Origin of the sequence: Gordonia hydrophobica NBRC 16057, from assembly GCF_001592365.1 — a bacterium.
GTDB classification, from domain to species: Bacteria; Actinomycetota; Actinomycetes; order Mycobacteriales; family Mycobacteriaceae; genus Gordonia; species Gordonia hydrophobica.
Genome location: NZ_BCWU01000016.1, coordinates 60,216 through 85,863 on the forward strand (window position 1 = coordinate 60,216; position 25,648 = coordinate 85,863).

27 protein-coding genes are annotated in these 25,648 nt (G+C 66.6%); 3 read left to right on the top strand and 24 right to left on the bottom strand.

Features of this window, described 5'->3' with window-relative positions; all coding sequences use genetic code 11:
* Window positions 1-28 precede the first annotated feature (28 nt).
* From moaA to GH2_RS19940, 4 genes are read right to left on the bottom strand one after another with little or no spacing between them, the layout of a single operon-like run.
* A complete protein-coding gene (moaA, locus tag GH2_RS19925) occupies window positions 29-1,024 on the bottom strand; it encodes a GTP 3',8-cyclase MoaA (protein WP_066172116.1) in 996 nt (331 codons plus the stop codon).
* Window positions 1,021-1,449 carry a molybdenum cofactor biosynthesis protein MoaE gene (locus tag GH2_RS19930; RefSeq protein ID WP_066172117.1) on the bottom strand — a complete coding sequence of 143 codons (429 nt, stop codon included), beginning with the start codon at window positions 1,447-1,449 and terminating at the stop codon, window positions 1,021-1,023. Before GH2_RS19930 ends, moaA begins: the two co-directional genes overlap by 4 nt.
* A complete protein-coding gene (locus GH2_RS19935; protein ID WP_084247655.1) occupies window positions 1,449-1,931 on the bottom strand; it encodes a MogA/MoaB family molybdenum cofactor biosynthesis protein in 483 nt (160 codons plus the stop codon). Before GH2_RS19935 ends, GH2_RS19930 begins: the two co-directional genes overlap by 1 nt.
* 59 nt (window positions 1,932-1,990) lie before the next feature.
* Window positions 1,991-2,674, bottom strand: a complete 684-nt coding sequence (locus GH2_RS19940) for a trimeric intracellular cation channel family protein (protein WP_244885445.1) — start codon at window positions 2,672-2,674, stop codon at window positions 1,991-1,993.
* Between the two features lie 289 nt (window positions 2,675-2,963).
* On the opposite strand from GH2_RS19940, the gene GH2_RS21460 reads away from it, so the two are divergent.
* Entirely contained in the window at window positions 2,964-4,241 is a 1,278-nt protein-coding gene (locus tag GH2_RS21460; protein ID WP_169802487.1) for a wax ester/triacylglycerol synthase domain-containing protein, read from the top strand.
* Between the two features lie 166 nt (window positions 4,242-4,407).
* On the opposite strand, the gene GH2_RS21465 is transcribed toward GH2_RS21460, so the two are convergent.
* The 13 genes from GH2_RS21465 to GH2_RS20000 all read right to left on the bottom strand — a co-directional run bounded on the left by GH2_RS21465 (window position 4,408) and on the right by GH2_RS20000 (window position 14,406).
* Complete coding sequence (locus GH2_RS21465; RefSeq protein WP_169802488.1) at window positions 4,408-5,262, bottom strand: glycosyltransferase family 2 protein; 855 nt, start codon at window positions 5,260-5,262, stop codon at window positions 4,408-4,410.
* Between the two features lie 213 nt (window positions 5,263-5,475).
* The gene (locus GH2_RS19945; RefSeq protein ID WP_006895617.1) at window positions 5,476-5,661 is read right to left on the bottom strand and encodes a type Z 30S ribosomal protein S14; all 186 of its coding nucleotides are present in this window, start codon (window positions 5,659-5,661) and stop codon (window positions 5,476-5,478) included.
* Window position 5,662: 1 nt separating this feature from the next.
* On the bottom strand, window positions 5,663-6,241 hold the full coding sequence (gene rplE / locus GH2_RS19950) for a 50S ribosomal protein L5 (protein ID WP_066172118.1): 579 nt from the start codon (window positions 6,239-6,241) through the stop codon (window positions 5,663-5,665).
* A 2-nt stretch (window positions 6,242-6,243) separates the two neighbouring features.
* Window positions 6,244-6,561 (bottom strand): 50S ribosomal protein L24, encoded by a 318-nt coding sequence (rplX, locus tag GH2_RS19955; protein WP_006895619.1) that lies wholly within the window; start codon window positions 6,559-6,561, stop codon window positions 6,244-6,246.
* 3 nt (window positions 6,562-6,564) lie between these two features.
* Window positions 6,565-6,933, bottom strand: a complete 369-nt coding sequence (gene rplN, locus GH2_RS19960) for a 50S ribosomal protein L14 (RefSeq protein WP_066172119.1) — start codon at window positions 6,931-6,933, stop codon at window positions 6,565-6,567.
* 274 nt (window positions 6,934-7,207) lie between these two features.
* On the bottom strand, window positions 7,208-7,900 hold the full coding sequence (locus GH2_RS19965) for a nucleotidyl transferase AbiEii/AbiGii toxin family protein (RefSeq protein WP_066172120.1): 693 nt from the start codon (window positions 7,898-7,900) through the stop codon (window positions 7,208-7,210).
* The gene (locus GH2_RS19970) at window positions 7,893-8,384 is read right to left on the bottom strand and encodes a helix-turn-helix domain-containing protein (RefSeq protein WP_066172121.1); all 492 of its coding nucleotides are present in this window, start codon (window positions 8,382-8,384) and stop codon (window positions 7,893-7,895) included. Before GH2_RS19970 ends, GH2_RS19965 begins: the two co-directional genes overlap by 8 nt.
* Window positions 8,385-8,434: 50 nt before the next feature.
* A complete protein-coding gene (locus GH2_RS19975) occupies window positions 8,435-9,481 on the bottom strand; it encodes a DUF8320 family protein (protein WP_066172122.1) in 1,047 nt (348 codons plus the stop codon).
* Window positions 9,478-10,728 (bottom strand): sensor histidine kinase, encoded by a 1,251-nt coding sequence (locus GH2_RS19980; RefSeq protein WP_244885446.1) that lies wholly within the window; start codon window positions 10,726-10,728, stop codon window positions 9,478-9,480. The genes GH2_RS19975 and GH2_RS19980 overlap by 4 nt, the downstream gene beginning before the upstream one ends.
* Window positions 10,722-11,060 carry a response regulator transcription factor gene (locus tag GH2_RS19985; protein ID WP_066172143.1) on the bottom strand — a complete coding sequence of 113 codons (339 nt, stop codon included), beginning with the start codon at window positions 11,058-11,060 and terminating at the stop codon, window positions 10,722-10,724. The genes GH2_RS19980 and GH2_RS19985 overlap by 7 nt, the downstream gene beginning before the upstream one ends.
* Window positions 11,061-11,241: 181 nt before the next feature.
* On the bottom strand, window positions 11,242-12,303 hold the full coding sequence (locus tag GH2_RS19990; RefSeq protein ID WP_157086165.1) for a DUF8320 family protein: 1,062 nt from the start codon (window positions 12,301-12,303) through the stop codon (window positions 11,242-11,244).
* Complete coding sequence (locus tag GH2_RS19995; RefSeq protein ID WP_066172124.1) at window positions 12,300-13,562, bottom strand: sensor histidine kinase; 1,263 nt, start codon at window positions 13,560-13,562, stop codon at window positions 12,300-12,302. The genes GH2_RS19990 and GH2_RS19995 overlap by 4 nt, the downstream gene beginning before the upstream one ends.
* Before the next feature lie 157 nt (window positions 13,563-13,719).
* On the bottom strand, window positions 13,720-14,406 hold the full coding sequence (locus tag GH2_RS20000) for a response regulator transcription factor (protein WP_066172125.1): 687 nt from the start codon (window positions 14,404-14,406) through the stop codon (window positions 13,720-13,722).
* Between the two features lie 177 nt (window positions 14,407-14,583).
* Between GH2_RS20000 and GH2_RS20005 the strand changes: the two genes are divergently transcribed.
* Window positions 14,584-15,342 carry an acetoacetate decarboxylase family protein gene (locus GH2_RS20005; protein ID WP_066172126.1) on the top strand — a complete coding sequence of 253 codons (759 nt, stop codon included), beginning with the start codon at window positions 14,584-14,586 and terminating at the stop codon, window positions 15,340-15,342.
* Between the two features lie 48 nt (window positions 15,343-15,390).
* Window positions 15,391-15,903 (top strand): MTB12 C-terminal domain-containing protein, encoded by a 513-nt coding sequence (locus GH2_RS20010; protein WP_066172127.1) that lies wholly within the window; start codon window positions 15,391-15,393, stop codon window positions 15,901-15,903.
* 38 nt (window positions 15,904-15,941) lie between these two features.
* On the opposite strand, the gene GH2_RS20015 is transcribed toward GH2_RS20010, so the two are convergent.
* The 7 genes from GH2_RS20015 to GH2_RS20045 all read right to left on the bottom strand — a co-directional run.
* Window positions 15,942-17,030 (bottom strand): DUF8320 family protein, encoded by a 1,089-nt coding sequence (locus GH2_RS20015; RefSeq protein ID WP_066172128.1) that lies wholly within the window; start codon window positions 17,028-17,030, stop codon window positions 15,942-15,944.
* Window positions 17,015-18,181, bottom strand: coding sequence for a sensor histidine kinase (locus GH2_RS20020; protein ID WP_066172129.1), 1,167 nt, complete (start codon window positions 18,179-18,181; stop codon window positions 17,015-17,017). The genes GH2_RS20015 and GH2_RS20020 overlap by 16 nt, the downstream gene beginning before the upstream one ends.
* Window positions 18,178-19,242, bottom strand: a complete 1,065-nt coding sequence (locus tag GH2_RS20025) for a hypothetical protein (RefSeq protein ID WP_066172130.1) — start codon at window positions 19,240-19,242, stop codon at window positions 18,178-18,180. Before GH2_RS20025 ends, GH2_RS20020 begins: the two co-directional genes overlap by 4 nt.
* Entirely contained in the window at window positions 19,239-20,324 is a 1,086-nt protein-coding gene (locus tag GH2_RS20030) for a sensor histidine kinase (RefSeq protein ID WP_157086166.1), read from the bottom strand. Before GH2_RS20030 ends, GH2_RS20025 begins: the two co-directional genes overlap by 4 nt.
* Before the next feature lie 145 nt (window positions 20,325-20,469).
* Window positions 20,470-20,805, bottom strand: a complete 336-nt coding sequence (locus GH2_RS20035) for a hypothetical protein (protein ID WP_066172131.1) — start codon at window positions 20,803-20,805, stop codon at window positions 20,470-20,472.
* A gap of 274 nt (window positions 20,806-21,079) precedes the next feature.
* A complete protein-coding gene (locus tag GH2_RS20040) occupies window positions 21,080-21,304 on the bottom strand; it encodes an MbtH family protein (protein ID WP_066172132.1) in 225 nt (74 codons plus the stop codon).
* Between the two features lie 126 nt (window positions 21,305-21,430).
* The coding region (locus GH2_RS20045) for a non-ribosomal peptide synthetase (protein WP_157086167.1) at window positions 21,431-25,648 on the bottom strand (4,218 nt) is incomplete at its 5' end.

The window sequence follows — 25,648 nt, forward strand, 5'->3', positions numbered from 1 at the left end:
CAGAAGTTTGCGGGCGGAGGCCCCGCCGCTATCCGCCGATCGCTGACATCGGGCGATCCGGTTGCAAGAATCCCGGATCATCGATCCCGTGGCCTGCCCGCTTGGCCGTGACCGAGGCGCGGATCGTCGCTTCGATGTCGTCGGCGGTCGCCCCCGCGCGCAGCAGAGTCCGCAGATCAGACTCATCCCGCGCGAACAGGCAGTTGCGCAACTGACCGTCGGCCGTGAGGCGGACGCGATCGCACGCGCCGCAGAACGGTGCGGTCACCGAGGCGATGACCCCCACCGTGGTGGCAGACCCGTCGACGACGAACCGCTGCGCCGGATCGGACCCACGCCCCTCGCACGGCTGGAGGGAGAACTCCATGGACAGGGTCTCGAGGATCTCCTGTCCCGTCACCATCGTCACGCGCGACCAGATGTGGCCCGCGTCGAGCGGCATCTGCTCGATGAACCTCAACTGCGCCTCGTGCTGTTGAGCGAAGCGGACCAGGTCCACCAGTTCGTCGTCGTTGGTCCCGCGCATCGCGACGGTGTTGATCTTGAGCGGCTTCAGCCCGGTGGCGCGGGCGGCGTCGATGCCTGCCAGAACGTCGTCGAGCCGGTCGCGTCGGGTCAACGCTGCGAAGCGGTCCGCGCGCAGGGTGTCGAGGCTGATGTTGAAGCGTTCCAACCCGGCCTCGGCGAGCGGTTGCGCGAGTCGGGCAAGACCGATGCCGTTGGTGGTGATCGAGATCCGAAGCGGACCATGCTCCCCCTCGATCCGGGACAGCCGATGCACCACCTCGACCAGGTCGGGGCGCAGCAGCGGTTCACCGCCGGTCAGCCGGATCTCGACGATCCCGAGGCGCGCGAACACGTTGGCGAGCGTGACGATCTCGTCGGTGGTGAGCAGTTCGGGCTTGGGAATCCAGGGCACCCCCTCGGCGGGCATGCAGTAGGTGCAGCGGAGGTTGCAGCGGTCGGTCAGCGAGATCCGCAGGTCTCGATGAACCCGTCCGAACGTGTCGACCAGGGCCGTCATGTCATCACTCTCCCCAATCCCACCCAACTGTGCGAACCGTCGCTCTCGACCTGCTTCTTCCACATCGGCAGCTCGGCCTTCACCCGTTCGACAAGTTCGCGGTTAATCTCGAACGCCTCGGCCCGGTGTACCGACGACACCACTGAGACGATTGCGACGCCACCGATGCCGAGCGTCCCGACGCGATGGCTCACGGCGATCCGCACATCCGGCCGATCCAGTCCGTCGACGATCTCCCGGAGGAATCGGTCCGCGTCGGGGTGCGCGCTGTACTCCAGCTCGACGACTGTCCCCTGCGCATCGGGATCGTTGTCGCGGACCGTCCCGACGAACACGGCGGTCGCACCGGCATCCGGGGCCGCGACTGCGGCCAGGTGCGCGGCGACGTCGAGGTCGGTGTCGCTGATCGCGGCGACGGTGATCATCAGTGATCGCCTCCGGCCGCCTGATCCACGGCGTGCTGCGCAACGCTGATGACCACCGGGACACCATCGCGCACCGCGCCGGTCGATCCGGCGAGATTGACCACCAGCGCTCCCCGCCGCATGCCTGCGACGCCGCGGGAGAGCATCGCCTGCGGCAGCGACGCGATCCCGACGCGGCGGATCTCTTCGGCGACTCCGGGCAGTTCCAGGGTCAGCAGCGACGCCGTCGCCTCCGGCGTCACGTCCCGCGGGCCGACTCCGGTGCCGCCGGTCGTCACGACCAACTGGGCGCCTGCCTCCACCACTTCGACGATCAGGCTGGAGATCGCCGTCTGATCGTCGGGCACCACGATCACTTCGGCGGTCCACCCTGCCGCGCCGAGAAGTTCGGCCGCGAGCGGGCCGGAGAAGTCTTCGCGTTCGCCAGCGAAAGACCGGTCGGACACGGTGATCACCGTGGCGCGCTTCAGGTTGGATTCCACACCTTTGAGAGTGCCACGTTCGCACGTCAAGGGTGAAGTTCTCACGCCGCGAGGTGACCTCAGTCCCCTTCGGACCGATCCCGCGTCGTGTACCAGGGACGCGGACCGTGCCAACCGAACTTCAGTGACCCGATGCGCACGGCGATCACTGCTGCGGCGCAGATCCATCCCATCCACGCCTGGTAGACGTCGAAGTACAGGAGTGCCGACGTCGCTGCCGCCCCACCGGAGGCGGGGATGGCGTACAGGTGCTCGTTCGGGCGCAGCACGGCGGGAACGTGTCCAGACAGCACGTCGCGGATGATGCCGCCGCCCACGCCGGTCGTCAGGCCGAGCATTGCGGCCGCCGGAGCCGACAGCCCGTGCTGATACGCGGTCACCGTCCCGAGCACGGCGAACATCCCCAGGCCGACGGCGTCGGTCACGTCCAACGGCCATCTCGTCAACCGTGCCGGCGGCTGCCAGAAGAAGATCACCAGGGCCGTCCCGACCGCCGTGCCGATCAGCCACAGGTCGGTGAATGCGGTGGGCGGGATCTTACCGATGATCACATCGCGGATGATTCCGCCGCCGAGAGCAGTGGCCCCGGCAAGCAGGATGATGCCGACGATGTCGAGCCCGCGACGCACCGACAGCAGCGCACCCGACGCCGCGAACGCGATGGTCCCGATCAGTTCCCCGCCGAAGTTGAGCGCAGACGTGGCGTCGTTGACCACCGGCGCCGCCAGCCACGAACCGACCACGTATGTACTCCCTGAGGTAACTCGATTTCGGTACTCGGCACAGTCTCTTGTGATGCTATCCCCGACGACAATCCGCTTGCGAGCCAGCATTCGCACTGACGACACGTACGGCCTACTCCCGGCACACGTCCGAAACATCCCAGGGTCGACCGGCACGGCCACAGATGGCGTTACCTCGCGGCCGACTGTAGTCCGAACAGACTACGGTGACCTCATGTCTACGATCCGAGCAACACCCCAGGACGCAATCCACGCACTCACAGACTCGAGCAAGAATCGGCCATCGATTGTGACCGCGTACACATTCCCTGAGTCCGATGTCTCGACCGACGATCTCATCGAGTGGCTCGGTAGACGCGCGCACGGAATTCCCGAGATGCGACAGCGACTCGTTCGATCATATGGCGACATCGGCGACGCCTATTGGTCGGATGCTCCCGAATTCGACGTGTTCTCTCACATCAGGGAGCGGCCAGAACAAGACTGGAACGATGTCTGTTCATTGCTCGCTGACCTTCACGAGATTCCATTCGACTATGATCGGCCACTCTGGAGCATAGCGATTCTCCGCAGGGTCCCAACTTTCGAAAAGGCCGCACGTCACATCGTCGTTGTGCTCCGCTTCCACCATTGCATGACCGACGGCCTTGGCTCAGCCCGAATTGCCAAGGCATTATTCACGCCTGAACTGCAGAGCTACACCGCGAGCAAGTCTCTGTCTCGCGCCCGGGCGACAGCCGTCGAGATCGTACGGCTACCACTGCGACCATTCGTCGTTGCAGCCGACGTAATGCGGCTACTGCGTCATACTCGCCAGATCACTGCCGCACGCAAGTCTGGCGAATGGTCAATGCCACCACACGCACCCAGAGCGACCGTTCTGAACGGTCCGATCGGGAAGGGCCGCGCCGTCTCCGTTGTGAGTTGTTCGATCGATTCTCTCCGCGCGGCTGCACACAATCTCGGTGCGGTCAGTGTGAACGACCTCGTCTTAAGCGCGGTTGGCAGGGCTGTCAGTCGGCATCTCGATGACCCAGAAGCGCTACTGGCATCAGTTCCGGTATCAATCCGTAGCGCCGTAGACCCTAAATCACGCAACGCAGTCGCCATCGGTGTCGTTCCTCTTCACAGTACGTTGCAGTTGCCTGAACGCGCACAGGTCATTCATCGCGCAGTGCGTTCCGAACGTGCACGGTTCGAACTGCCAGGTTTCGCCGAGCTGGCCGCGAACCCATTGCCCAGACTGCCTGGATTCATCTATCGCGCACTCAGCCGAGTTCAAAGCAGGCGCAACAGCCGAACGACAAAACCTAACCTCACTCAGTTGAAGGTCAGCACTATCCCCAAAGGCAGTGCAAGCGATTGGCAGCTTTGCTCAGCACCGGTTGTCGCCAATTTCGGGATCAGCCCGGTCACCGATGGCCTCCGCCTCAATCACACTGTCTCCAGTATCGGAAACAGCCTCACCATCGGAATTGTCGCCGACGCCGATAATATTCGCGACTTCGACGGGTACATAGAGGTGTTGCACAGCGAACTTGAAGAAATATTGGCACACGTCCCGTAGTCGCGAATCAAGAACTGTCTAGTGGGCATCAGCGATCCTCATCGGCGGCTCACTCCGGGAACTGAGCCCGTTCACGCGCCCTGCCTCAAGCCAAGAAGATTCCGCGTGCTCTCGCTTGCGAAAAGGCCTATTGGCATCGCCGCCCGGGATGGCCATCGTGGATGGGTCACCTACGAACCCCAGTGACTGGAGAGACACGCCTTTTCCGTACCGAGCGGAAGGGACGCCACGCCCGCGAATCAGGATCGAACGGAGCAACCAGAACCTTCATAACAAGAAGGAATACAATGTTGACCGGGGCAAGCAGCAACATCCGAAACAGGACACCCCAGTCTCCATGCATTCTAGCGGTACGGTAGTTTGCGTAAAGGTACCGCACGTTGTCGATCAACGGCTCTGCGAACCTCCGCCCCGACGCTACACCGACCAATGCAGGGAACAGCGCGGAGCGTCCACCGGCCTTCGCTAACGCCAGGGAGAGGTCAACATCTTCGTGAGTGTTCGGCGCGTTAAGCAGAAACTTCCGAGCATCACTCCAACTGTCAGCCCGAATGGCCATATTGTTCCCGCACAGAGTCTCTGTGGCCGTAGCACCATTCCTGATCGACTTAGCAGCCGCCGACTTCACACTGCGTTCGACATACCCATCAATAGGGGTATCGTACGTATAGTTAATTCCAGTGACAGCCGAATAGTCCGAATGTTTTTCAAAGAACTCCTCCACTCGGCGAGACCATTGCGGCCCGAGGCGAGTATCGGCGTCAATTCGGCAAAGAATATCACCGGTAGCCACCTCAAATCCCACTTCCCGGGCCCAAACCACTCCAGGTCTCGATTCATACACCAGTTTTAAAGGAATACGGTTTTGATACTCGCGCACAATATCCATTGTGCTATCGGAACATCGATTGTCGACTACAACGCACTCGTCAAACTGGCGCTGCTGTCTTGCCACACTTTCCAGACAGTCACCGATTGACGACTCCTCATTGTAAACAGGAATGACGAGGCTCAGTTTCACGATGTACCTCTCGGACTAATCAACAACAATCGGTCTGCGAAGAGCCCCGACGTAGAACAAAACCCCACACGCCCACATTATCCAGGAAGCGGTATACCAGCAATCCCATCATCAGATGAAATCGTCTCCGACGTTGGATTCCTACGCCAAAGGCTCCGCTTCCCCAACGGGGAAGCGGAGCCTTGTGTCTAGCTATGCCTCAGCGGCGAGAAGTCACCAGCTGGACTTCTGCACGCCCGGCAGTTCGCCTGCGTGTGCCATGTCGCGGAAGCAGACGCGGCACAGGCCGAACTTGCGGTACACCGAGTGCGGGCGGCCGCACTTGTTGCAGCGCGTGTAGCCCCGCACGGCGAACTTGGGCTTCTTGTTGGCCTTGTTGACCAGAGCCTTCTTTGCCATGTCAGTTGTCCTTAGCGTCGTTGCTCTTGAACGGGAAGCCCAGAGCGCGAAGCAGTGCGCGGCCTTCGTCGTCCGTGGTGGCCGTGGTGACGACCGTGATGTCCATACCGCGCGGACGATCGATGGAGTCGATGTTGATCTCGTGGAACATCGACTGCTCGTTCAGACCGAACGTGTAGTTGCCGTTGCCGTCGAACTGGCGGTCGCTCAAGCCGCGGAAGTCACGGATACGCGGGAGGGCGATCGACACGAGTCGGTCGAGGAACTCCCACATGCGGTCACCGCGGAGGGTGACGCGGGCGCCGATCGGCATGCCCTCGCGCAGCTTGAACTGTGCGATGGACTTGCGTGCGCGGCGGATCTCCGGCGCCTGACCGGTGATGAGCGCCAGGTCGGCGACCGCACCGTTGATCAGCTTGGCGTCACGGGCGGCGTCGCCGACACCCATGTTGACGACAACCTTGACGACGCCCGGGATCTGCATCACGTTGGCGTAGTTGAACTCGTCGTTCAGCTTGCCCTTGATTTCCTCGCGGTACTTGGCCTTGAGGCGGGGCTGGACCTTCTCAGAGGTGGTCATAATCAGATGTCCTTCCCGGTCTTGCGGGAGATACGGACGTTCTTGCCGGTCTCCTCGTCGCGGCGGTAGCCGACGCGGGTCGGGTTGCCGTCGGCGTCGACGATCATCACGTTCGACACGTGGATCGGAGCCTCCTGCGTCACGATGCCGCCGGACTCCGCACCGCGCTCGTTGGCCGAGGCGCTGGTGTGCTTCTTGATGCGGTTGACGCCCTCGACGAGGACGCGCTCACGCTTCGGGTAGGCCTCGATGACCTTGCCCTTGGCACCCTTGTCCTTGCCCGCGATGACGATGACAGTGTCACCCTTGTGAATCTTCATGGGTTAGATCACCTCCGGTGCGAGCGAAACGATCTTCATGAACTTCTTGTCGCGCAACTCGCGGCTCACCGGACCGAAGATGCGGGTACCGCGCGGGTCGCTGTCGTTCTTGAGAAGGACGGCGGCGTTCTCGTCGAACTTGATGTACGAACCGTCCGGGCGACGGCGCTCCTTGACGGTGCGCACGATGACGGCCTTGACGACCTCACCCTTCTTGACGTTTCCACCGGGGACGGCGTCCTTAACAGTGGCGACGATGACGTCGCCCACGCCGGCGTAGCGGCGCGACGATCCGCCGAGCACACGGATGCAGAGAATTTCCTTTGCACCGGTGTTGTCGGCGACGTGCACCCGCGATTCCTGCTGAATCACTGCGTTAGTCTCCTTGACCTGGATACTTATGTCCGCCGGATTTCCGACCCGACGCACACGGTCTGTCACCATCGAAACAGGTGCCTGCCTGGGACTTCCCCGAGAACTCGGGTCGGTTTCAGTGGGTTCACCAGTCGACTCGCAGCGCACGCGCTGCAGGCAACCGGTCTAGTGTAGGCCACCGCGGACCCCTCTGCAAAATCAGTTCGCCCGCGGTAAACCGTGCGGACCAGCACGAATGCACGTGCGCCTACACGGCCGGCTCCCTCGCCCTTCAGATGCGCTGCAGGCGGCTGATGCGCTGCCAGAGCACCGCGGGGGCCGTCGTGTGCATGGAGAGTGCGGTCATGTACTCGTCGAGGCGACGCGGATTGTCGCGCAGGTAGCCGATCGCCCTGGTCAGGTCCGTGATCACCGACGAGCGGTAAGCGGTCTCCGCTTTGCTCACCGCCAGGTGAAACAGGTCTGCGCTCGGTTCCATCATCGCCAGGTCGATGAGGTCTCGGGCATGAACGGCCGTGTCGGTCCATCTGTCTGAATTGGCGAGGAGTTTGGTGGTCGCCATGTCGAGTTCGGTGAGCGTAGTGATGCCACAGATCTCGTCGTGAGCAGCTGGGTGCTCCAGCTCGATTCTGCCTTCGGCCACGATCTCGACCTTGATCGGTTCGCTATCGACCTCGACGATGGTGCGGACGCCGTACTGATCGGTGATGGGCACGCGCAGCTCGGTCAATGGGTGGATCGTCAGTGCATTGATAGACCGTGCCTGATGGACACGTTCCCGAAGCGAACCGTAGCCACCACGATCCGAGACCAGGAGGTCGATGTCGACGGATTCGCGGAATTCACCGTAGCGCAATGCAATCGCGGTGCCGCCACCGAAGTAGCAGCATGATTGGGCCAGGAGACCGCCGTCGAACGCTTCGAGGATGCGGGCGACCCGATTGTGATGCGGTCGATCAAACAAGGAGAAGTCCCCCGCCGTACTCGTCAGCGAGCCCCTGGATGAAGGTGCGCTCACGGTCGGTCATCGCATCCTGGTCGACGTGACGCCACCCGCGTTCGTACCGGTGCAAGGCCTCTTCGCGAGACAGTTCAGCGCCCTGGCCGAGTTGCCAACAGATCGCCCGCAATTGCGGATAGTCGCCGACGCGAACGTTCCCCGGCACCGCGCGCGCCGGGCCCGGGGCGTCTGCGGCGGGACCGTCGGGCGTTCGGTCGCCGAAGGTCAGCTGCATCCCGAGCGCGGCAGCAGCGTTGGCGTAGGCACCGACGGTGACCGAAGCGGAGCCGGACTCGACGCGATGCAGCGTGACCCGAGACATCCCTGCCGACTCCGCGGTCATCGCTGCAGTCACACCCAACTCCTTGCGCCGTGTGCGCAACGCCGTGCCCAGTGCGCTGAGGGCGCGCTGCGTGCGATCGCTGACCTGTGGACTCTTCGCGGGCATGTATCTCATTGTAGACAAATCCTGGCACCGGATCTCGTCGGCGCGAGACTCTAGGGACCTGCGCCGGACGGAGGGGTCGGAGTCGAATCGTCCGCGGTGAACTCAGTGCGGCGCACCTGACCGTCCTCCGCGATCGCGATGGTCCCGACCAGTGATCGCCCGGCCGGCACCAGCCGCACCGTGACTTGGGCGCCGACCTGCGCGCCGTCGAGAGCACCGACCGCAGCGGCTCGCAGTTCCTCGAGCACCACCGTCTCCCCACCCCAGCAGGGTGCGTCACGGTCGTCGAGCAGGACCACCCGGACGCCGCGGGCCCGCGCCTCCCACGCGGCCGTGGATATCGCAGCCACGTCCAGCCCCGGCGCCCGGATCCGGTCGCGGAGACCCGCCTCCACCAGTCGGCACCTCGCCACATCCTCGTCGCTGAGCGGTTCACCGGCCGCGATGTACTCCAGGAGCGGTCGTACCTGACTGTGCAGTCGGCCGACCCTTGCGTCCCGGACCCGACGGACGCTCTCCACGTCGCCGTCCCGTTCCTCTCGTCGACGGAGTGCGGCGATCTGTTGAGCCCGAGGCCGGATGAGGAGCGCGAAGAAGGTGGCCATCGCCAGCACGCCGAACGTGCCGGGGACCAGAATCGAGACGACCCCTGCGAGGTCGACACCGCGGATCGCGGCTGCGCCGACGATCGCCGTCGCACACGCGATGCCCCCGGCCCAGGCGAGCGCGGTCCGCCCGCGCACCGCCAGGAGTGCGAACGTCACGGCGGGCGCCGCGCCGAGTGCCAGGAGTCCGCCGCGGTCGGTCACCTCCATCGCCGTCACGGCCAGCGCTGACGCGAGTGCCCCGCTGACGGCAGTCGTCACAGCGTCGATCATGCGCATCGGATCGCCCGGCGATCCGATGATCAGCGCCCAGCCGAGACCGAGCGAGCCGAATCCGAGCGCGAGGACCACCGGTTCCTGCACCCCGCCGCTCGTCGCGGCGAGGGCCACGAACGCCGTCCACGCCAGGAGGGCGACGGCGGCACCCTGCGGTGTCCGCAACTGCAGGATGGACGCGACGTCGTCACCGGACGATCCGGCCCCGCCGATCATCGGATGCCTCCCGCCGGCGGAGTCCACCGCAGGCGGACGGTGCACCCGTTGCCGGGGCTGGTGATGACGGCGGCATTGCCGCCCGAGAGTGAACCGACCCGGTGCCGGATGCTCAGGGCCACGCCGAGCCGATCGCTCGGCACGGCGTCGGGGTCGAACCCGACACCGTCGTCGGTGACGACGACCTGGACCAGGTCTGCGGAGACGCCGATGAACGCCGCCCGTTGGGCGTCCGGGCCCGCGTGGAGGATACTGTTGCGAGTCGCTTCGGCCGCAGCTTCGGCGATGGCGGCGACGGCGTCGGACGGCATCACGGCGGCGTCACCGGAGACCTCGACGGTAACCGCAAGATCGCCGTCGACGCCTGCGAGCACTGCGCGGAGCCGCGCGACGAACTCGGGGCCGTCGATCTCGCCGACCCCACCGTCATCGTCGACCAGTTTGTCGATGGCCGCGAGCGCGGCCGCAGCCTGTGCCACCACCCGTGGATCGTCCCGATCGGCGGCGACGGCGACGAACGTCGACAGGACGTGGTCGTGAATCAGCGCATCGACACGCGCCAACTCAACGTTGGCGACGCCGCGCGCCAGCGTCCGCTCGGTGGCCGACCGCGATGCGTCCAGCTCTGCGCTCAATCGCAGCACCTGGCTGATCACCAGAATGAACACCGAACTGAAGACGATGCCGAAGAGCGCTTCCTCGATCGCCGACCAGAGGTCCGCATCGGGCACTCCGGTCACGGCGACGGCCGCGCCGAGCAGTTTGCCCGTCGCCAACGCCGCGATCGAGAGCGCGACAGATCGTCGCAGGACGAGGGTCACGCCGACCAAGCCGGCGAAGTCCAGGACCCATACGGCTGCGTGCTCACCTGGACCTTGGGCGACGACCAGCCACAGCACGGCCGCCGCGATCAGACCGAGGGTGCAGGCGTCCACCAGCATCGGCATCGCACGACGCCACCGCGGAACCAGCGAGGCGGCCAGCAGCGCCAGCCCGGGCCCGAACCCGAGCACCGCGCCGATCGGCGGGTACCACGTCGGAACCATGTCGACGGCCTCGGTCACCATCTGCGGAATCACCAGCAGCGCGTAGACCACATAACCGCCGCCGACGAACCTCGCCAGGGAGATCTGGACGCGCTCCAACTCACTGAGAGCAGCGACCACCGGGCGCACGAAACGCCGCCGCCCGCCGTCCCGAGAGTCGGGCGGCGGGCGAGCGCTCTTGGAGAAGGTGCGCGTCACCACGCTTCCAGTGTGGTGTATCCGTCCTGGAGAGCGCGAGCGAGGAGGTGCGCCTTGGTTGGCGCCGGGCGGCCGACCGCGGCGTATTTGGCGCGGATGCGGGAGATGTGGGTGCTCACCGTCGACTGCGAAATGAACAGTCTGGTGGCTGCATCCTCCTTCGACTCAGCGGCCATCCATGCCAGAAGCACCTCGATCTCGCGCCTCGAGAGCGCGGGAGCAAGCGGCTCCGGGGCCACCGAAAGATGCGGCTTCCTCATCCGCGGCGAGAGGGGCTTGCTCCCGTGCGGCGCAATGCCGCCGTTGACTCCGATCTCGAGTTCGGCAATGCTCACAACGATCCTCCTGTGCAAGTCCCCGACCGAATGATTTATCGTCCCCAAGCTGAGAATCGCTCAGGATCACTGAGAACATTACGAAGGTTCGCCCGATGCCGGTAGACCCAGAAATAGGGACACCCGAAATGAGGTCATGGCGACTGCTCCCGGTCGCGCGGAGTTCTATCGAACAACCTGTTCAGGGCCGGTTCCCGACCGTTGATTCCTGCCCGCGGGCGTCGAACTCGAATCGGACGACCCGCCCTTGTCGCGCCACCGACACGGTCGCGAACCGTGTTCGACCGCGCGGCAGTAGCCGCGCAGTGACCTCGTCGCCGCTCACCGCGTCGCGCAGCACCGAGACCAGCCGATCGACCACTTCGCCGAGCGCGGACGGGTCCGGCATGCCCGCCGCGATGTCGAAGTCGTCGAACAACAGCACCGACGCACCGCGCGCCCGCGCGCGCCACACGGCATTCGCCACGGCGGGCAAATCGAATCCCGGTGCACGAATCCGATCGCGCAACTGCGCCTCCACCAAGCGGCACCGCTGCACTTCGGAGGCAGTGAGGCCGTCGTCGGTGGCGATTCGATCCAGGAGTGGCCGCGCACCGTCGTCCAGTCGGGAGAGTTGCTGGTCGCGCACAGCCAGGGTGGCCTCCTCCGCGGACCGCGCCGCCGCCTCTCGCTCGGTCTGCTCGCGTAACCCATAGAACTGACGCGCCCGGGGACGCACGATCGCAGCGAAGATGGTCGCCATCAGCACCGCTGCCAAGTTCGGCGCCTGCATCGTGAGCAACGCCGACTGCGGTCCGGCGACCTGATCGGCGAGCAGTGCGACCACCAGGCCCAATCCGTATCCGACCCACGCCGCGACAGCGCGCCCACGGACGGCGAGGAAGGCGACGACGATGGCGCTGATGCCGGTCAAGGTGACGTACGCCATGCCCGGGCGATGCGTCAACCCGGGGACTGCCACGACGATCGCGAGCGGTGGGACGATCACGATGACGGCGGTCGCCCAGAGCACGACGGGGTCGCGCGGTGCACTGAGCAGCACTCCGACGGTCGCCAACAGCAGGAGCATCGCACCGAGGTACAGGAGCGGACTGGTGACACCGCCCGCGGCGAACCCGAGGACCAGGCAGACCAGCCACACCCCGAGACTGAGGGCAGCCGCGAATCCGGTCTGCATCCCCATGATCGCGGAGGCGTCGTTGCGCGGCGGCTGGTGCCACCACCACTCGGTCGGGCGCGTCACCGTCTCTCCCACCCCAGCTGGACGGCGGTGCCCTCCCCCGGAGCGCTGCTCAATCGCGCCTGAGCGCCGGTCACCTCACGAAGCCGTTGCCGGATGCTGACTTCGACCCCCAAGCGTTCCGGCGGGACCGCTGACGGATCGAAACCGTCACCGTCGTCGACGACGGTGACGCGCAGCGTATCGGGGCCGGTCTCGATGAGGACCGCGCACTCCGCGTCCGGGCCCGCGTGCCCCACGCTGTTCCGGACGGCCTCCCCCACCGCTTCGCCGAGAGCGCGCACCACCGGTGACGGATAGCGCGCATCCTGGGGGTCGACCCCGTCGCGCCGGATCACGACGGAGATCTCGGGATCGATCGACGTGACTGCTGCACGCAGGCGACCCAGCGTCTCGGCCGCGGTCAGATCGCCGTGGTCGACCGAGCCGGTCGCCACCTCTTGCAGTTGGGCCAACGCGCGGGCCGCCTGGTGCGGCAGCCGGGGCTCGTCCGGATCGCTGTACGCCGCGATCAGCGTGGCGGTCACATGATCGTGGATCAGGGCGTCGAATCGGGCGCGCTCGGTGTTGCGCGCGGCGACGGCCGCTGCCCGACCGGCCGCACGCATGGCACCGTCCCGCGTGTGATCGAGGAGCCGGCCGGTGCGGACGACGCGGCCGGCAGCGAGCAGGAAACACAGGGTGAACACGATCGTCCACGTCGCCTCGATCACGACGTTCGTCTCGATCACGTCGGCGCGGCCGGTGTCGGTGATGAGCGCCGCGACGCTCGCGCAGACGATGAGGACGGCCACCGCCTCGCGTCCCGGGCGGACCAGCACCCAGGCCAGACTCGGAAGGCCGGAGAAGCTCATCAGCCAGGTGACCTGCTCCGCGTCGGCCTCCCAGCCGTTCCACGCCACGAACCACAGTCCACAGGCCAGCAGGTAGCCCCCGCTGCAGGCGATGGCAGCGACGGGAATGAGGTGATGGCAGGCGGGGATGAACGCGATCACGAGGAGCGCGACGCCCGGACCGAAGGCGACGACCGCTCCGACCGGGGTGAACCAGTCTGCGACCAGCCCCGGGGGTTGGCCGAACAGCGGAATGGAAGTGAGGAGATACGCGCAGAAACCGGCGCCGACGAGGCGCGCCATGGCGACGAGGATCCGTGCGTGCTCGCTGGACGAGGCTGCGCGGTCAGAGTCAACGGGTCCGGAGGCGACGGCCTTGAGTGCGTCGGACGCATCCTCTGATGCGCCGACGTCGACGGCAGCGTCCAATCTCCCTGCCCACCTTTGCGATCCGACTCACCGGTAGAGTCGCCGGGTTGGCCCCGTGCAGTGAACATAGCGCGGCGATCGCAGAACGTCACGGGTGCGAGCCGAAGTGCGTCCGAACGACCGAACGCTCGGGAATCGGTATCCGGCGGCCAGTGCTCTAATCCGCGCGGCTGCGGTGCGGCATCGGCAGCCACCCGTCCTCGACGGCGCGCTTGAAGAGGTCGAGTTTGGTGCGCGTCGGGCGTCCCGCATCGACGTACTTCTGCCGGATCCGCTTCAGATACTCGTTGACGGTGTCCGGGGTGACGCCGAGTTCGGAGCCGACACTGGCGGAGGTGCCGCCGGACGCGTACAGCGTGAGGACGCGTTGCAGTTGCGGGCTGAGATCGACGGCGTCCAGGTTCGGGTCGCCGTCGATGGCGGCCGCCCACTCGGTGGTGAGGACCTCCTCGCCGGAGGCCGCGGCGCGGAGCGCTGCCAGGATCTCGTCCTCGGACGCCGATTTCAGCACCACGCCGAGCGTTCCGGCGCGGGCCGCCGACCGCAGGAGGTCGGGGTGCTCACCCGAGGTGTACACGACCGTCACGATCCCGTGTTCGGACAGAGTGTTGACGTTCTCTCGCGGGGTGGTGCCGTCGTTGAGCCGCAGGTCGAGGATGACGACGTCGAGGTCGGGATGCTCGGTGAGGAGGTCGCCGACGGTCGGCGCCGACCCGATCAAGGTGAGGTCGTCTTGACGCTCGAGGATGCGCTCGATGCCCCAGACCGGCGATTGGTGGTCGTCGACCATGCCGATCCGCACGGTACCCACATCAGTTGTTGTTCCGCTGCTGCGATGGTCCATCGAACTCGTCACTCCTCACGCCCCTCGCCCACCGTGGTGGCTTGTTTAAAGTATCGGACTCCTCCGACAATTCCGGGGCCGTTCCTCCGTTCATAGGACGAAAGTCTCCTGCGATTCCGTGCCTGGCCATCAGAAATCTGCTGCTCGCCGCGTATCAGACCTCGTAGCGTGAGGCGTATGACAGTCTCCTCGGTGCATCATGTTTTCGATTCGGTCATCACGATGCCGGTCCGGATTCGGTCGGCCCGCTGCTTCGTCGCCGGTTACACCGCCTCGATCGACGCCGTCCGTGCCGCCATCGATCGACGCGGCGCCACCGACCTCGCTCCCCTCGAGATTCGTCGCGGTCGTTCGCTCGCCATGCTGGTGTTCGTCCAGTACCTCGACGGCGACTTGGGGCCGTACCACGAGTTCGGCGTCTGCTTCTTGATGCAGCCACCCGGCGCCGCAGCCTCCCCGATGCGCGCGCTTCGTGCACTCGGCGCAGGCGACGCGCACGCGCTGATTCACGAGTTGCCCGTCGACGGCGAGTTCACGATGGCGGCCGGGCGCGGCATCTGGGGCTTCCCGAAGGTGCTCGCCGACTTCGACGTCAACCACGATTCGCCCACGAAGCACGGGCGGGTGAGTCAGGACGGCCGTCTGATCGTCGATCTACGCGTCAAGCACGGACTGGCCGTCCCGAGTGCCGCGGGCGGCGCGGTCCTCCAGGCATATTCGCAGCTCGACGGCATCACCCGCCGAACCCCGTGGCAACTGGACGCGACCGTCGGCACCCGCACCCGCCTGGGCGGTGCGACGCTGACACTCGGCGACCATCCCATCGCGGACGAACTCCGCCGGCTACAGCTGGGCCGCACCGCCCTGATGTCGAGTTCGGTGGCCGACCTGTCGATGACCTTCGACGATGCGACGGTGCTCACGCCCGGCGAGTGAGATCAATCGATCCTGTTAGGCTAACCTAAACCGTTTCGAAGGAGAGCCATGACCATTTCCCGTAAGCTCCGCCGCCCCGCTGCCGCGGTCGTCGCCGTGGCCGCCGTCGCCACCGTGCTCACCGCCTGCAGCAGCGACGACGATTCCGCCGCTGCCACTTCCACGACGCAGAGCGCCGAGGCCACCAGCACCGACGCCGCGACCACCGGCGAGGCCGTCGACGGACTGGACGCCGCGCAGGCGCAGGTCATCATCCGTACCGCGGTCAGCGCCGACACCTCGCTCGACGATCTGGAGAAGGTCCTCGACACCTCGCTCCCCGGCGTCGCGCAGGCCTTGAACGGCTTCGCCAAGGGCGCCGAGAAGGCCGGGTACACGCCCGACGTCTACACGGTGAAAAGTGTGAAGGCCGACGGCCAGGACAAGGCGATCGCCGTCACCGCGGTCAAGTCGCCGCACGCCCCGGAGCCGGTCGATCTGGATCTGGCGCTGGTGCGCAAGGACGGCGAGTGGAAGCTCGCGGGTCCGGCCGTCACCACGCTGACTTCGATGGGCCGCTGACCCGCACAGCCTGTCCCCGATGACCGGCGGCGTCGACCTCACATCGAGGCGGCGCCGCCGTTCTCGTCTTCCCACTGTGCGTGGCCGGACCCGGCCACGCGGCAGTACGAGCGGTGCACCCGATTCTCCTGATTGACGGCGATCACTGCGACGGCGTCGCGACCGCGCGGCAGCAGGCGAGCGGTGACAGCGCCGTCTGCCGTGTCGTCGAGCACGGCGACCAGTTCGGCGCGGAGCACGTCGACGTCGAACTGCCGAGCGCAGGTCGCGGTCCGGTCGTCGAACACCCGCACCTCGACTCCTCGGCGACGCGCCCGGTTCACCGCGTCGCCGACCTGTGGCGACATCCACCCGGCTCCACGGACACCGTCCCGCAACGCGTACTCCAGCAGGTGAGCGCGGGCCGCCTCGGCCACGGAGATCTCCTCGCCCGCCGCGACCTTCTCGAGGATCGGCCGGACGTCGTCGTTGAGGTCGGCCAGTTGCCGTCGTCGCTGCTGGGCCGTGCCCGCCTGCGCTGCCTCGGCCTCGACCGCCGCGATCTCTCGACGGTCGAGGACTCTCGAGAAGGTCAGCAGCGGCCGGACGAATGCCATCACCAGGATGACGGGCACCAACGACACCAGCATGCGAACGGCGACTTGGGCCGCCGTCCCACTGCCCCACCCCCACATCGTCATGGCGACGACAGCCGTCGCGGACGTCAACACCAGCCCGATCCAGGCCCAGACGATGCGCCCCCGTACCGCCACGAGGATCACCGCGATCGCGTACGCGACGAACGGCGCTCCCGGACGGACCCAGTTCCCTGGGCCTGCGGGCAGCGACCACCACACGGCGGCCGCCGACGCCGCGCCGAGAAGAACGGCGACGACGGTCGGCGTCAGCCGGATCGGGTCCTCGTCGCCACGGGCCGTGAGCCACAGCGCGACGGCCAGGCCGACCGACCCAGCGATCGCCACCGTCTGTTCCAGCGGCGGCTGATGCAGATCGGGAAGCAGCAGTCCGACTGCCACGTAGACCACCATCACCATGGTGACCGCGATGCGGAAGCTGGACCGGTTCAGCCCCAGCATGGTGACCATCGTCTGCGGTGGTCGGGGCGCGCGCATCACGGTCGCCGCCATTCCAGTGACACCATGGCGCCCTCGCCCACGGCAGACTCCACCCAGGCCCCGCCGCCGGGTTCGGCCTGCATGCGCTGCCGGATTCCGAGTTCGATGCCTGCTCCATCGGGACGCACCCGCAGCGGGTCGAAGCCCACGCCGCCGTCGACGATCCTGATCCGAACCAGGTCTGGTCCGAGAACGCCGATGAGACCGCGAGACGCGTCTCGACCCGCATGCTGCACCGCGTTCTCCACCGCCTCGACGCACGCGTCGACCAGCGCCTCGACGAGCGGGTACGGATAGCGCGCTTCGGGGTCGGCGACCTGAAGATCGATATGGGTGTCGTCGCCGAGCGCATTGACGGCCTCGCGCAATCGCAGAACCGTCTCGGCGGCCGAGACCTCCGAGGTCCGCCCACCGGTCGTGGACTGCTCCAATCCATCGAGTGCCGACAACGTCAGAGCCGCTTGCTCGCGGTGGTCGACGTCGGGCACCCCCGCGGACACCACGCGCAGGTCGGCGATCACCCGGTCGCGCACCACCGCGTCGAGTCGCTCGCGTTCGGCGCTGCGTGCCGCTCGGCTCGCCGCCCGCGCACTCGCTGTCAAGACCTGTATCCGGCGGCGATCGGACGCCCGGACCGCGGCCATCACGGCGTATTCCATCGTGATCACCACCCCCATGAGCGACGCGGTCAGCAAGGCGTTCGTGTACGCGAGCAGGCCCCACTCGCCCTGCTTCACGAACTGTTGCGCGGTTCCGAGCAGCAGCAGCGCGCCTGCAGTGTAGATGACGGTGACCCGCGGCCGGTAGACCGTCGCCAGCACGATGGCAGGCAAGAGGACGGTGTTCGCGGGCCAGAGCGGCGGCGACCCGATGGCCGGCGACAGTGCATCACCGGTCCACGCGGCAAAGAACAGCCCCAGCCCGACGAAGTTCGCCAGGCCGAGCATCACCGCCAGCGGACCGATGCGGCGCCCAGACCCCTTGATCGCCTCCGCAGCCAGTGCCACCACCGCCGCGACCACCAGCCCAACGCTGACCGGCACCCACCAGGTGTCGACAATAGACGTCGCATTAGCCCAGCCCAGTGGGATCAGCGCGGCGACGATCAGCGTCGTCACCGCCATACAGACGGCGGCGCCGCGCTGCATCCGAAGCTCGTTCATACCTGCACCACCCGGGCCACTCGGCCGTCACAGCCGAACTCCACACGCCGTCGCGTTCCGCGCAGCACAATGGTCACCGTAGCAATGGGCGAACGGCCCGCTGGGGCCACGCGGGCGATGATCTCGCCCTCGGCCAGCGCATCCAGTTCAGCGCAGAGCAACGGAAGCAGTTCGGCGAGGAAGTCCGCGGTGTCTTCTTCGGCCAGGGCACGCAGACCGCCATCGTCCAGGAGCGTCACCGACACTCCGCGAGCGCGCGCACGCCAGACCGCGTCGCGAATCGCGGCGGTGTCGAACGCCGGGGCGCGGATCCCGTCGCGAAGCCGCGACTCGGCCAGTCGCGCAAAGGCGACGTCGTCGGCGGTGATCGACCGGGTCTCGACGATGTTCTCAAGGACGGGGCGGACCCGACGGTCGATGCGGTCGATGCGTTGCTCGCGCCGCGCGACAGCAGCCTGCTCGATGTCGTCGTCTGCGGCGAGCCGTCGACGACGGATCGCGAGTGCATCGATCTCACCGAGCAGCGGCGTGAGCGCAAGCGATGCCGCGGACACCACAAGGACTACGACCAGGCTGGTGGTTTCCAGCGGCGTCCACCAATCGCCGTCACCACTGTGCGGACCGAGAAGCAGCGTCACGGCCAGGCCAGCGACGAACCCGAACCAGGCCACCCGCAGGTGATTGCGGAAGATGATGGTCACGAAGATCGCGTAGGCGGTGGCGATCAAAGGTTCGTAGATTCCGATATTGGGAGCACGGTCGATCACCGCCGTCCCCCACGTCGCCGTCTGCCCCGCCACCACCAGGCCCGTCGCGGCGATCGCCGCACGACGCGACAGTGCACCGGGCGGCGGGTAGAGACAAACCGCGAAGGCCGCGCTGTAGCAGATCAGTGCGATGGCGACGCCGAACCAGAACGACGCAGTCATGCCCTCCGCCGCGCCGATGATGGCGACGGCGCCGGTCAGCACCGCCAGGTAGGCGACGACAGCAGCAACCAGTGCGACTCCGCCGATGATCGGTTCGGCAACGAGTTCTCGCCGCAACGGCCCGCGAGTCATCGGGCCCGTCCGGGCGCAGTCCACGACAGTTCTACCCTGGTGCCGCTGCCCGGCGCGCTGTCCAACCGACTGCGGCCTCCGTCCACAGCGTCCATCCGTTCGATGATGCCGAACGCCACGCCGATGCGATTCGCCGGCACAGTCTGGGGCTCGAATCCGATTCCGTCGTCGATGACAAGCGCCGAGATGGAATCGTCGCGGACCTCGCACACCACCGCGCACGCCGCCGCCTGCCCGGCATGCCGATGCACGTTGCGGACCGCCTCACAGGCGGCATCGATGATCGCATCGGCGGCCTCCGCCGGATAATCCGCGTCCGTGTCGCCCACGATCACGGTCTCGACGTCGTCGCCGAGCTCATCGACCGCCAAACGAAGACGCTGGACCAGGTCCGTCGCGGGTACTCGTGTACGGGCCGGCGTGCCACCGAGACGCCATTCGGCGATCTCGTCGAGAACCTCGGTGATGGCCTTCGCACCCGCGGGAGTCACCGGTCCCGGGCGCAGCGCCAACAGGAGGGAGATCAGTCGATCGTGGAGCATCGCATCCAGTCGTCGCTGTTCGGCGCCGCGCGCCTCGTGATGCAACCGGTTCACCGCCTCAGCGGCGGCAGCATCACGGTGGTCGTCGAATCGCCGCGCCCCGGCCATCACCGCCCAGGCGATCACCTGATACAGGCAGGTCAACGCCAGTAGCCAGGCTGCTTGGACCACATCGATCCACTGCCACTGCCCGGACGCGGTGGCTGCGACACCCAAGCTCACACCGCCACCGACGAGAACCATCGCCACGGCCGACGTCAGGCATCCCGCCATCACCAGCACACAGCCGATGATCTGCGGGATGAAAATGACCCAGAGTTCGAGCCTCGCGCCCGAGGCGGGGACAGTGGTGCCGTTCCAACCGATGAACCACATGAGCACCACCGCCACGTAGGCCGAAGCGCTGAGATAGGCGACCGGGGCGAGGCGATCGGTGTCCCGCGATATGCCGATGGCGATGAGGACCACCGCGATGGCGACGATGACGATGGCACTCAGCCAGGGCCACCACTCCGCGGTCAGCGAAACGAAGTCTGCCATTCTCGCCGGAGCGACGACGAAGACTCCAAGACATGCGAGCCCGAGAATCACGCTGCCGAAACTCTGAATTCGGCGAACGACAGACAGGCGCCCGTAACGCCGCGAATTGGACCCGCGCGATCCGGGAGAGGGGAAGTGCGGCGAGTCAGACCACCGAACGAAGTGTGGCAGGCGCGGCCGGCAAGTCACGCCCGAGCCACTTCACGATCTCCTGCATCGAGCGAGCGAGGTCGCGCGGCGGCATCTCCGAAAGACCCGGCATGTTGTGCATGACGGCTGCGGTGACGGCGCTTTCCACAGACATGAACTCGGCGTCGACAACCCGACGGTATCCGTGGAGCGAATCCACGAGGTCGCCAAACGTCACGCTTTCGCCACCGACGCGCACGGCCGTCAACCACGGAGCATCGTCCGCCCGATCGGCGAGGTGCACGCTGAGGTTACGGATCCACTCCTTGCGATCGACGCCGTAGTTGTTCATGTCCGCACCCTTCCGGGTTCTCTGTCTTCCGCCTGTTCGGGCTGCGATTGTGCCCTTTTCTACCGTCCAGGCTAGCCGGATCCCGACACCTCCGGTAGAGGACCACCGCGAAAAGTCGAAACCGTGCCAGTTCGGCGACCATTTCGTCATCGATGAGACCCGCACAACGTGCTGGTTCGCGCGGAGAATACGACTAAGGCCCACCTCAGTTTCTTATGAGACTTTCGTCACACAAGCAGAGGTGGACCTCGATCGTTACGTCATTCCAGGTACATCAGGCGTTCTTCTTGTCGGCTTCCATCGCGTCGATGAGGCTCTGGGGGCGAAGATCGGTCCAGTTCTTCTCGACGTACTCGAGGCATGCCGCACGGCTGTCCTCGCCGAAGACCTTGGTCCAGCCAGCCGGGATGTCGGCGAACGTCGGCCACAGGGAGTGCTGGTTCTCGTCGTTCACCAGCACGTAGAAGCGGCCGTCTTCGTCGTCGAACGGGTTGGTCATCGATGGTCCTTCCTCAGATGCGCATACAGCACATCACATTTTGCACGTGATCCTCAGCGCCCGGCCGGGTCCCTCACCGAAATTCATTCACTCACCGTGTGATATCGGCTGCGCGACCCGACCGCGTTACTGAAGGTTAATCGGCTTCGCCCGGTTGAGCTCAGCTTCCACTTCGGGACCGATGACCGCGAGCGCCGCGGCGTCGGCCATGCCGAGGTGATGGGTGTCGATCAGGTGGTTGGTCACCCGGCCGTCCACATACTCACGCCAGGTGCCCACCAGTGCTTCGTTGTCCGGCTTGTCAGCCGTCGCTGTGAAGAACTGGACGTCACCGGCGTAGTGCCCGGGCTCATAGCCTTCGAGCATCTCGCTAGACGTGGCGAAACTGCTCATGACTCGCGCCACCTGATCTTCGGCGAGCAGACCCATCGACGCGATCTGGGTTCGGACCACCGCCGCGACCTCGTCCGCGCTGGATGCGTGGATGTCGTCGCCGAGGTCGAACAGGTCGCGCCAGCTGCCGAGCAGATCGTTGACCGTGTCGGCCGCGTCCGTGTCGGGTGCCTCGGAGACCGCGTCGGGATTCACCCGGAGCGAGGCGTCCATGACGCCGAGGTAGGCCACGTCCTGGCCCGCCGCAGTCAACTGGCGTGCCATCTCGTAGGCGATGGTGCCACCGATCGACCAGCCCAGCAGATGGAACGGGCCGCCCGGATGCACCGCGCGGATCTCCCGCACATAGCGTTCGGCCAACCGCGGCACATCGTGGAACGACTCCTCACCGGCGACGACGTGCGGATCCTGCAGCCCGTAGACCGGGCGGTCGGCCAGGTACGGGACCAGTCCGCCGAAAAACCAGGCGAGGCCGCCGGCCGGGTGGATGCAGAACAGCGGCGGTCGGCCGCCGTCCGCGCGAAGCGGAATCAGGACCGTGTTCAGTGCGCCACCGGTCGTGATCCGCTGAGCCAGGCCCTGCACCGACGCGTCTTCGAACAGCCACGCCAGCTGGATCTCAGTGCTCGCGGACTCGCGGAGTCGCGAGACGACGCGGGCTGCCGCGAGCGAGTTGCCGCCCAGATCGAAGAAGCTCGTCGTGGCGGAGACTTGGTCGGTCGGAACGTCGAGGACCTCCGCGAAGGCCTCCGCGATCGCCGTCTCGAGTGCACCGTCCGGCGCCACGAACTCGGCGGTCTCGATCGCCGGTTCGGGCAGCGCTCGCTTATCGAGCTTCCCGACCGGCGTGAGCGGGAACGCATCGAGCACCGTGATGGACGACGGCAGCATGTACGCGGGAAGACGCTGGGCGGCGAAGGCTTTGACTTCAGCCACGTCGGTGCCGGCATCTGCCACCAGGTATGCGGCGAGCGCAGTGGCGACCGCCCCTCCGGTAGCGGCGTCGCCGCCGACACCGAGGACCACCGCGGACTCGACCGCCGGATGGTCGGCGAGAACGGCTTCGATCTCGCCGAGTTCAATGCGCAGACCACGCAGCTTCACCTGATCGTCCGAACGACCGTAGTACTCCAGCTCCACCTGGTCATGGGCGCTACGTACCCACCGGACCACATCGCCGGTGCGGTACATGCGGCCGGTGCCGTACGGGTTGGCGACGAAGCGTTCCGCCGTGAGCCCCGGACGGTCCACGTACCCGCGCGAGAGTGCGCCACCGACCGCGTACAGCTCGCCAGGCAGCCCGACGGGAACCGGGCGCAGGCGCTCGTCGAGCACCAGCAGGTCCACGCCGCCGATCGGCGGACCGAGACGAACCGGAGCGTCCGCGGACATCGGCGCACTGATCGTGATGCCGATGGTTGTCTCGGTGGGTCCGTAGAGGTCGTGCACGTCGTGCGTCGACGCCCACCTGCCCACCAGCGCCTGCGGAACGGCTTCACCGCCGATGGCGATGGACTTCAGCGACGGCACCCGTTCCGGAACTACGGTGGCCAGCACTGATGGAGTCAGGAAGGTGTGCGTCACGCCGTGGGCGCGGATGAACTCCTCCAGCGCCTCGCCGCCGACGGCGTCGTCGGGCCGGTACGCCAAGGTGCCCGCATTCGTTACCGACAGCAGGTACTCGAGCACCGACGCGTCGAAGCTCGGCGATGCGAACCCGAGGACCACCGGCTTCTCGCCGGCGTTCAATCGCAGGGACTCCTGCGCCGCGAAGTTGGCGAGGCCGGAGTGTGTCACCGAGACGCCCTTCGGGCGGCCCGTCGAACCGGACGTGTAGATGATGTACGCCAAGTTCGCCGCCGTGATGCCGGTCGGCAGGTCCAGGCTCGTCGCGGAGGCGGACTCGATCTGCGCCGAGACCGCCTCGTCGTCGAGCCTGATCCAGTCGAAGCCTCCGGATGGCAGTGCACCCGATGCTTCGACGGCCAGGCCGATCACGGCGCCGGAGTCCTCGACCATGCCCGCGACGCGCTGGGCGGGGTAGGTCGGATCCACCGGCACGTAGGCGCCACCGGTCTTGGCGACCGCCCAGATCGCGACGGCCAGCTCCACCGAGCGACCGATGGCGAGGGCGACAGGCTTCTCCGGCCCCACTCCCCTGTGGGTGAGCCAGCGCGCGAGACGGTTAGACGCCGCGTCGATCTCCGCGTAGGTGAGCGAGGCACCGTTGCCGTCGACGACGGCCACGGTCTCCGGTGCTCGGTGCGCGGCCTGCCGGAACAGGTCGGCCAGCAGCACCGGCTCGGTCGGCTCGCCTCCGGAGACCGGAACGAGCCCTTCGGCACCGCCCAAGGCGATGTCGTGCAGCGCGATCTCGGGATCGGTGGACACCTGTCGCAGAACGGCGACGAAGCGCTCGGCGAGCTCGTGCACGGTGGCCTCGTCGTAGAGGTCGGTCGCGTACAGGATTCCGCCGTGCCACGGACCGGGAGCCGTCGTGCCGATCTGCACGTGCAGGTCCACCTTGGCGGGCGAGTCGGTGATCCCGACCGGCTCCACGGTCAGCGGTCCCGTCTGCGGCTCTGCCTCGGTCGCCCGCTCGTCGACGCTCAGCCAGACCTGGCTGAGCGGCGCGAACGACTGAGATCGCGCGACGTCGAGGGAGTCGACGACCTCCTCGAACGGCACGTCGGCGTTCGAGAATGCCTCGATGTCGCCCGCGTGGGTCTGCGCGATCACCTCGCGGAAGCGACTGTCCGGGCGGATGTCTGAGCGCAGCGTCAGCATATTGACGAACATGCCGACCAGCGGATCGAGGACCCGCTGGCCGCGACCGGCGACCGGGGTGCCGACCGCGATGTCGTCCTGCCCGCTCATCCGTGCGAGCAGCACGGCGAGCGCCGCGTGCACGGTGATGAATTGCGTCGTCTGTGCCGCATGTGCGAGCTCGGCGATCTTCTCTGCCACGTCGGCGGGGATCTCGAACTCGACGAAGGCTCCCCGACCGCTGGCGACCGCGGGTCGTGGGCGATCGGTGGGCAGTTCGATGACGGCCGGAAGGCCGCTCAGGCGTTCCTGCCAATACCCGAGTTGCTTGCCGAGGACCGACGATGCGTCGTCGGACGCGCCGAGGACCTCGCGCTGCCAGATCGCGTAGTCGGCGATCTGGACCTCGAGCGGCGTGAACGGCGGCTGCTGTCCAGCGGCGCGAGAGCCGTAGGCGATCACCAGGTCGCGGACCAGCGGTGCCATCGACTCGCCGTCGGAGGCGATGTGATGGGCCACGACGGCCAGGACGTACTCGTTCTCCGCGGCCTGCCACAGACGGACGCGGAGCGGGAACTGGTTCTGCAGGTCGAAGCCCGCGAAGACCGCTTCCTGGATTCCGCGCTCGGAGTCCACGATCCGCCAGTCGACGGTGGTCTCCGCTGTCGGTGTGATCTGCTGGTACGGCGTTCCGTCGTGTTCGGGGAACGTGGTCCGCAGCACCTCGTGACGTGCGACGACGTCGGCGACGGCATGCTCCAGGCTTTCGACCGAGAGCTCACCGGTCAATCGCAGCACCGCGGGGATGTTGTACATGCCCGACGTCGGTTCCAGGCGGTTGATGAACCACATCCGCTGCTGTGCGAACGAGAGCGGAATGAACTCGGGCCGGGGGTCAGCCGCCGCGATGGGCGGCAGAGCGCGGCCCGCGCTGCGGACGGTGTTGACGAGTTCGCGGACCGACGGCGCCTCGAAGACGTGCCGCACCGTCACCTCGGCGTCCAGTGCCTCGCCGGCACGGGCCGCCAACCGCATCGCCGACAACGAATTGCCGCCGAGATCGAAGAAGCTGTCGGTCACACCCACGCGCTCCACACCCAGCACCTCGGCGAACGCCTCGGCCACCGCATCTTCGCCCGGCGTCGCGGGCTCCACGTATTCGCCTGCGGTGAATTCCGGAGCCGG

Bases quoted from the DNA above. Each gene is read 5' to 3' on its own strand.
- GH2_RS20035 (WP_066172131.1), bottom strand. From the start codon at position 20,805: ATGAACAACTACGGCGTCGATCGCAAGGAGTGGATCCGTAACCTCAGC.
- GH2_RS20020 (WP_066172129.1), bottom strand. From the start codon at position 18,181: ATGAACGAGCTTCGGATGCAGCGCGGCGCCGCCGTCTGTATGGCGGTG.
- GH2_RS20005 (WP_066172126.1), top strand. From the start codon at position 14,584: ATGACAGTCTCCTCGGTGCATCATGTTTTCGATTCGGTCATCACGATG.
- GH2_RS20025 (WP_066172130.1), bottom strand. From the start codon at position 19,242: ATGACTCGCGGGCCGTTGCGGCGAGAACTCGTTGCCGAACCGATCATC.
- rplX (WP_006895619.1), bottom strand. From the start codon at position 6,561: ATGAAGATTCACAAGGGTGACACTGTCATCGTCATCGCGGGCAAGGAC.
- GH2_RS20040 (WP_066172132.1), bottom strand. From the start codon at position 21,304: ATGACCAACCCGTTCGACGACGAAGACGGCCGCTTCTACGTGCTGGTG.
- GH2_RS20000 (WP_066172125.1), bottom strand. From the start codon at position 14,406: ATGGACCATCGCAGCAGCGGAACAACAACTGATGTGGGTACCGTGCGG.
- GH2_RS20010 (WP_066172127.1), top strand. From the start codon at position 15,391: ATGACCATTTCCCGTAAGCTCCGCCGCCCCGCTGCCGCGGTCGTCGCC.
- GH2_RS20015 (WP_066172128.1), bottom strand. From the start codon at position 17,030: ATGGCGGCGACCGTGATGCGCGCGCCCCGACCACCGCAGACGATGGTC.
- rplE (WP_066172118.1), bottom strand. From the start codon at position 6,241: ATGACCACCTCTGAGAAGGTCCAGCCCCGCCTCAAGGCCAAGTACCGC.
- GH2_RS19930 (WP_066172117.1), bottom strand. From the start codon at position 1,449: ATGATCACCGTCGCCGCGATCAGCGACACCGACCTCGACGTCGCCGCG.
- GH2_RS19945 (WP_006895617.1), bottom strand. From the start codon at position 5,661: ATGGCAAAGAAGGCTCTGGTCAACAAGGCCAACAAGAAGCCCAAGTTC.
- GH2_RS19970 (WP_066172121.1), bottom strand. From the start codon at position 8,384: ATGCCCGCGAAGAGTCCACAGGTCAGCGATCGCACGCAGCGCGCCCTC.
- GH2_RS20030 (WP_157086166.1), bottom strand. From the start codon at position 20,324: ATGGCAGACTTCGTTTCGCTGACCGCGGAGTGGTGGCCCTGGCTGAGT.
- GH2_RS19975 (WP_066172122.1), bottom strand. From the start codon at position 9,481: ATGATCGGCGGGGCCGGATCGTCCGGTGACGACGTCGCGTCCATCCTG.
- moaA (WP_066172116.1), bottom strand. From the start codon at position 1,024: ATGACGGCCCTGGTCGACACGTTCGGACGGGTTCATCGAGACCTGCGG.